This is a genomic window from bacterium, from assembly GCA_030247525.1.
In the GTDB taxonomy this organism is placed as follows: Bacteria; Electryoneota; JAOADG01; order JAOADG01; family JAOADG01; genus JAOTSC01.
This window is the reverse complement of sequence record JAOTSC010000172.1, coordinates 1-6,863: the sequence shown is the minus strand read 5'-3', so window position 1 is coordinate 6,863 and position 6,863 is coordinate 1. Positions and strand designations below refer to the sequence as shown.

Genomic DNA, 6,863 nt, shown 5'->3' with positions numbered 1-6,863 from the left:
CGGTAGAGCCGCTTCCCGCTGATCCAGCAGGTCTCCCAGCCGATGTCGAAGAGCTGCGCGCCACGACGGTCGGAAAGCTTGGCGAGAATATGGTCATCCGGCGGTTCGCCCGTTTCGATTTGGCTTCGCCTGGCAAGTTGCAGCTTTATATTCACCCCGGCAATAAACTGGCAGTACTGGTAACCTTGCTCAGTGGAAAAGCGGAAACCGTTGCGACTCACGAATTCCAGGAACTTTGTACCGATATCGGAATGCAGATTGCCGCCGCAGCTCCGACAACAGTAGACCGCACCGAGTTGACGAAGGACGTTTTGGATCGCGAACTGGAAATTGCCAAAGAGCAAGCTCGCCAAACGGGAAAGCCGGAGGCCGTCATCGAGAAAATTGCAATTGGCAAGATGGAAAAAATCTACTCCGAGCTTTGCTTACTCGAACAGCCGTTTGTTAAGGACCCTAAGTTTACCGTTACTACCCACCTCGAAGAGGTAGCGAAGAAACTTGGCGATACGATTTCAATTCGCGAATTTGCCCGCTTCAAGATCGGCGAGTAAAATCTGTAGCGCAGACAATCTTGTCTGCGAGTATTAGATGGGTAGGGGCGGACTCCGATGTCCGCCCGTTTTCTTATCTGTAATGCAGACATTCATATCAGTGACTTAATCTGAACTAAGCGGATTATGTAAATTGCGAATGGGTGGACATTGTGTCCACCCATTTATTTAGTTGCGAAAGAAAGTATAAAGTTCGGTAACAATGCAAAAAGGGACGCCGGGCGTCCCTCTTCAACAATCGATAAGAACGGGAATTAGGAAAGCTTGTTTACATACAAATCCAAGCGGGACTTTGCATGCGCGGCTTTGTTCCGGTGAATAATCCCTTTCTGGGCGACTTTGTCCAAAGTTGCGACCGCAGTACGGAGCAGTGGTTCGGCTTCACTCTTCGTCTTGGCGCTGAGAACCTTACGGACAACGTTTTTCATGGTTGATTTGCCAGCGCGGTTTTCTTCGTTTGCGATTTTCGCAGTTTTCATCCGCTTCTTGCAAGATTTATGTTGTGGCATTGGTATTCCTCAATCCGATTCAAATTCCTAAAGCTAAACAATATAAAATCGCACCTCGGTAAATGCAAATGGGTTCAACATGGATATTTCCGAAATCAGTCGGTTCCTCGACCAATGGCAAAATCAACTCACAAAAACGCCGCTTGTCATCGCTGTAGTGACTGGCGCCGGCATTTCGGCGGAGTCGGGAATCCCAACCTTCCGTGGACCAACCGGTTACTGGTCACAGTTCAAGTTCGAGGAGTTGGCGAGCCGCGAAGGCTTTCTTGCCAATCCGGAGCGGGTACAGGACTGGTACACTGAACGTCGACTCCAACTTGCGGTAGCTGAACCTAATCCCGCACATTATGCCTTGGTGAAATTGGAGTGCGCATATCCCAATACGGCGATAATAACACAGAATGTCGACGGACTACATCGTCGCGCCGGAACCAAAAATCTTTGGGAATTACATGGCAGCTTGGCACAAGATAAATGTTTCGAGTGTGAAACCCCTTATCTTACACCGTATCATGTTTCGGAGCTAAAGATACAACGATGCATAAGCTGTCATGGCAGAATTCGTCCCGCCGTAGTCTGGTTTGGTGAGTCACTTCCAACTGGACTCTGGGAGCAGGCTGAACAGTGGATCGATCAAGCTAATCTATGCATCGTCATCGGTACCCAAGGTTCCGTATGGCCGGCTGCCGGGTTACTATATCGAGCGTCGAGAAACGGTACATTATTGTTGGAAATCAATCCCGGATTCACCGACATTTCTCATATTTGTGAGTATCACCTTCAAGAAAAAGCAGGAGACGTACTACCGGTACTTGTGAATGAAATGATTCCCATCGCGAAAAGGTTCTAAAATGCAATACCGGACGACTCTGCTGTTCGTTTTGCTGCTCCTGTTTTTATCGTCAGGATGCGCATACTACAATTCCCTCTACAACGCGAAGAAGAATTTCGACAAAGGACTCGCGGCAAAGCAGCTCCCGAATGCTTCTCCCGGTTCTGGGAATGCTGATTTTGAGAAAGTGATCGACGGCTGTGCGTTGATGGTGGAGCTGTACCCAAAATCGAAATTAGTGCCGGAAGCGTTGCTGTTGATGGGAAAATCCTATTTCGAATCGAATCAGTTTCCCAAAGCAGAACGGAAATTTATCGAACTTGAAAATAATTTTCCCCAATATAAAAACCTGACCGAGGCAAAACTCTACAAAGCACGAACTTGGCTTGCCCTCAAGCGCACGACCGAGGGTCGTGCGCTCCTGGGTGAACTAACGGCAAGTCCCATCGAAACGATAAGTTACTCTGCTCGCCTGCTGCTTGCTGACGGTTTGATTAACGATTCACTTTACAGCGCAGCCCTCGAAACGATTACCCCGTTGGTTGCTACTGCTCCTACTCCAGAGATACGCGCTGAAGCCAATGCGAAACGAGCATTTTGCCTCGACAAGTTAAATCGCCTATCAGAAGCGATTGAAGTATTGGAAGAAGTCTTGCAAGCGAAATGGAGTCGTTCCAAGCAATATGATTTGCGGATGAGACGCGCCGAATTGCTTATCCGCGACAACCGTCCAAAAGTGGCTTTCGCTGATTTGCGAAAATTATACCGTGATAGTGATTTTCGTTCCAAGAAAAACCGCACTACGGTTTTAGCAGGAAGAGCGGCATTAGCTTTGGGTGATACCATCACCGCGAAAAAATATTGGATGGAGTTGTTACGCGACGACCGTCTTCGCACCGAAGAAACCGCCGATGCTTCTTATCAGATGGGATTGTTACTGTATTCCGAAGCCGAAATTGATTCGATCGTTTATTCATATTTAGATCGTTCGAAACGCGACAGCCCGGTGGCGATTTCAGCAATTGCAGCGGACTCACTTAGCAAACGAATTCGCTGGCTTCGCGATACCGATGCCCGATTGAAAACCGCCTACGAGCGATGGTTGGTGTTGTTAGATATCAAGGAAGGACGCCCGGTCCCTGATTCGCTTCGTACTAAGTTTCTTAGAAACGCTTCCGTAGTAAGTCGCATCGATCCATTAGCCCCTAAAATGCAAATTGATGAGAGCGACACAACCGTTATCGCCGATTCGACCTACAAAACGAAAGACACCGTTATTGCTTCCGTTCCACATTATATACCCGAGGAACCGATTCCGAACAAAACGCAATCGGTAGCGATACTGGATTCCTTACCGCTGGTTAGCGATTCTCTCGCATTAATACTCGATTCGCTCAATTCAGATACAATTCAGTTGTTGAAAAAAATCGAATCCACTGCAATCGCTAACGATTCCACTTTACTTTTTCTTGATTCGTTATTTTCCGATTCGATGCAGGTGTTAAGAGATGACGACTCCACCATAATCGCTTTTGATACTACGGAATCGAAACCCGATTCGCTGGTTGCGAAAAAAGATACCGTGGCAGTGAGATTCGATTCCACCGCATTTTATGTCGAGTGGGAGAGTGTGAGCAATCAATTGGTAGCGATTTACGTCGATCAAAAAGACGATGTGCTCCGTTTGAAAGATACGATAACCGCACTGTCGAAGTTCCCCACGATTTTGCAAACAACTTTACCGAAGAATCGCAACAGTTACTTAATCGAGTATGCTCTATTATTGAAACAGAGCGGGGGGGATACGCTTGCCGATAGCATATTTCACACCTTGACCGAAGAGCGTTCCAACCTTGCCATTGCAAATCTGGCGCGTAGCGAGCTTTCCTTACCGCTGCTGCCAATTCCGAAAGATTCTTTGCAGGAGCAGTTGTTTACAGCTGAACGCATCGTCGATGAGGAACACGATACTTTACGGGCGATACAGCTTTATAAATCACTCGCTGCCGCTGATACCGGCACAGTAGGGAATAAAGCAGTTGCAGCGTTAGCGATTCTGCAAATTGGAAGGGTGCCGATTGATTCAATGCGAGCGTTGTTTACCACCATGCAGAAACGTGTCACTACTGGTTCCGGTGCGACGTTCGCACGCAACATTTTGAGCGTTTTGAACGACACTTTACCGAAATTCGATTCATTGGCAATGCTCGATTCGTTGAAGAAATTGGATTCGCTGGCTATGCCGGATTCGTTAGCTATACCCGATTCATTGCAGTTACGCGACACGTTATCCACTCGTTCTGATTCTCTATCGAGCAATCCGCTGCGTAAACGAAAAGCCGATTCGAGCATAGTGAGTACTAACAAGCGGGACACCTTGTCTGTTCCAGTCGATACATTGTTTAAGCGGGACACCATACAACAACGGGATTCATTACCGCCAAAAATACCAATTGTACCAAACGGGAATTCTCCGACTCCAAGCGGAGCAAACGATCCTCCGAAGAAGGAAGAGTAAGTCAGATTATGAAGTATTTAGAAGCCGGTACGGTGACTGAGAAACATGAGATTCGTCCCGGTCTGTTCCAACTCCGGTTACATTCGCCAAAAATAGGAATAGCAGCGAGCCCTGGTCAGTTTTTACATATCAGGATAGGCAATGGAACCGATCCGTTACTGCGACGGCCATTCTCGATTCAACGCATTTTCGGCGAAGATATCGAGATAATATTAAAAGTGTATGGTCGTGGCAGTGGAAAATTGCGCGATGTTACTGTTGGATCGACTTTGAATGTACTGGGTCCGGTTGGTTCACTTTGGAACATCCCGACTACTGCAACATCAATTGTCGGTGTTTCCGGCGGGGTAGGCATCGCCCCGGTTTTATTCCAACAGCAGCGATGGCAAGGGGCGATACCCTTTCAACACTTTGTTGGAAGCAGAACCGCCGAAGATGTTCCTGTTTCCGAAGCAGTGTTGTCAGAGTATGGAATACAGGTAGCCACCGATGATGGTTCGCTTGGTTTCCATGGCACTGTTGTCGACTACATCGATCACCATTGGAATTCCGGTGCATTTGGTGCTCATCCATTCTTAATCACCTGCGGACCGTGGATGATGATGAAAGCGTTGGTCGATTGGGCTACGAAGAATCAAATCGCTGGACAGTTGTCTGCCGAAGCGAGAATGGGGTGTGCTGTCGGCGTCTGTCAAGGGTGTGCCTTAGCCCGCCCCCATGACGAGGGAGGCGCAACACAATACTTTTTATGCTGTAAGGATGGTCCGGTTTTTGATTTCGGAGCTATCGATATGGAGGTATACCCCTTTGGCAACTGATCTTACCTGTAAATTAGGTGCGCTGGAGTTATCCTCTCCCCTGATAGCCGCTTCCGGTTGCTTTGGCTACGGAACGGAGTATTCCGAACTCACACCTTTGCACACCTTTGGAGCAATTGTCACAAAAACGATTACACCCCAACCACGGGCGGGGAATGCTATCCCTCGGATTTGGGAAACGCCGACCGGTGGGATGATTAACAGCATCGGATTAGCGAATGTAGGTATCGACCGTTACATCGCAGAGAAACTCCCCGAGCTGAGAAATTATCCTACGAAAGTAATCGTATCGGTTGCAGGCAACACTGTCTCAGAGTATCGGGAACTCGTGGCAAAGATGGAGCCCCACACTGAGTGGAGCGCACTCGAACTGAACATCTCCTGTCCCAATGTGAAAGAAGGCGGCATCAGTTTCGGCGTCGATCCAATCATGACCGAAACGGTCGTTCGCGAATGTCGCAAGGAAACCACTCGTCCGCTGATTGTGAAGTTGACTCCAATGGCATCGTCGGCGGCAGGTATTGCCAAAGCGTGTGAAGCGGCCGGAGCTGACATTTTATCGTTGGTAAACACCTTTGTCGGAATCGCGATTGATCCTGAAACCCGTAAGCCGCGCATCGCCACAATTACCGGTGGTTACAGCGGTCCTCCAATTAAGCCGATGGCGCTGGCTAAAGTGTGGGAAGTGTACAATGCAACGAAACTGCCAATCATCGGCATGGGCGGCATCGCTTCCGCCGAAGATGTTGTAGAATTCTTCTTAGCGGGGTCTTCCGCCGTACAAATCGGAACGATGATTTACGTAGAACCGGCAATCTCAGCAACTATTCTGGAAAAATTACAGGAGTATGGTACCCGACATAAGTTGTCGATGTTATCCGAATTGACCGGTGCTTTGAAACGCCCTCAACCGAAACCAATCGTATGCACAACCGCTGGCTAAACCTACTAACTTTACTTCTTACCGTACTTTTTATCGGGTGTACGGCTGCGCCTCGCTACGGAATTAAGAGCGGTACTGCCGGCTCCCGGGGTACCCGCAATGTGGTCTTCCCAAAACCAGGTTACGTAATTGAAGGAACAGCATCTTTCTACAGCTTTGAGTTTGCTGGACGTAAAACAGCCAATGGGGAGATATTCGATCCTAATGGCATCACCGCCGCCCACCGGAATTGGCCCTTCGGTACAATCGTTGAAGTCACCAATCTCCAAACCAACCGAAAAGTCGAGGTAAGAATCAACGACCGAGGACCTTTTACAAGCTGCATAATCGATCTCTCCTATGGCGCCGCTCAGAGCATAGGAATGGTGCAAAATACCAAAGTCAAGTTGCGAGTCGTATCCGTAGGAGCTATCATTCCGTAACTTGATTTGGACTTCGGATGACATCACAAACCAACGAACCGACTTCAGAACCAAAAAAAATAAAATCCGACGGCGTCTTGTGGCGACGTGTCATGGTTGCTGTATGGGGTATCCCCTTGTTGACGATTCCCACCTTACTTGGGGGTTGGTCGTTTGCCGTTTTAATCGCACTAATCGCAGCGATGGCGATGTTCGAGTATATGACGATACTGCGCCACTCCGGTGCGGAAGTCGTACGAACTTCCTCGGCGATACTTTCCGCAGCGGTGG

8 protein-coding genes are annotated in these 6,863 nt (G+C 48.5%); 7 read left to right on the top strand and 1 reads right to left on the bottom strand.

Features of this window, described 5'->3' with window-relative positions; translation table 11 throughout:
* A partial coding sequence (gene tsf, locus OEM52_12785) for a translation elongation factor Ts (GenBank protein MDK9701016.1) occupies positions 1-551 on the top strand: 551 nt, incomplete at its 5' end.
* Between the two features lie 254 nt (positions 552-805).
* Here tsf and rpsT read toward each other — a convergent pair.
* On the bottom strand, positions 806-1,060 hold the full coding sequence (gene rpsT, locus OEM52_12780) for a 30S ribosomal protein S20 (protein ID MDK9701015.1): 255 nt from the start codon (positions 1,058-1,060) through the stop codon (positions 806-808).
* Positions 1,061-1,139: 79 nt separating this feature from the next.
* On the opposite strand from rpsT, the gene OEM52_12775 reads away from it, so the two are divergent.
* The 6 genes from OEM52_12775 to OEM52_12750 form a co-directional block, all read left to right on the top strand.
* Positions 1,140-1,910 (top strand): NAD-dependent deacylase, encoded by a 771-nt coding sequence (locus OEM52_12775; protein MDK9701014.1) that lies wholly within the window; start codon positions 1,140-1,142, stop codon positions 1,908-1,910.
* 1 nt (position 1,911) lies between these two features.
* Positions 1,912-4,410: a hypothetical protein gene (locus OEM52_12770; protein MDK9701013.1), complete on the top strand. Its 2,499-nt coding sequence runs from the start codon at positions 1,912-1,914 to the stop codon at positions 4,408-4,410.
* Between the two features lie 8 nt (positions 4,411-4,418).
* Positions 4,419-5,228: a dihydroorotate dehydrogenase electron transfer subunit gene (locus OEM52_12765; GenBank protein MDK9701012.1), complete on the top strand. Its 810-nt coding sequence runs from the start codon at positions 4,419-4,421 to the stop codon at positions 5,226-5,228.
* Positions 5,218-6,171, top strand: a complete 954-nt coding sequence (locus tag OEM52_12760; GenBank protein ID MDK9701011.1) for a dihydroorotate dehydrogenase — start codon at positions 5,218-5,220, stop codon at positions 6,169-6,171. Before OEM52_12765 ends, OEM52_12760 begins: the two co-directional genes overlap by 11 nt.
* Complete coding sequence (locus tag OEM52_12755) at positions 6,153-6,593, top strand: septal ring lytic transglycosylase RlpA family protein (protein ID MDK9701010.1); 441 nt, start codon at positions 6,153-6,155, stop codon at positions 6,591-6,593. Before OEM52_12760 ends, OEM52_12755 begins: the two co-directional genes overlap by 19 nt.
* A 17-nt stretch (positions 6,594-6,610) precedes the next feature.
* The coding region (locus OEM52_12750) for a hypothetical protein (protein MDK9701009.1) at positions 6,611-6,863 on the top strand (253 nt) is incomplete at its 3' end.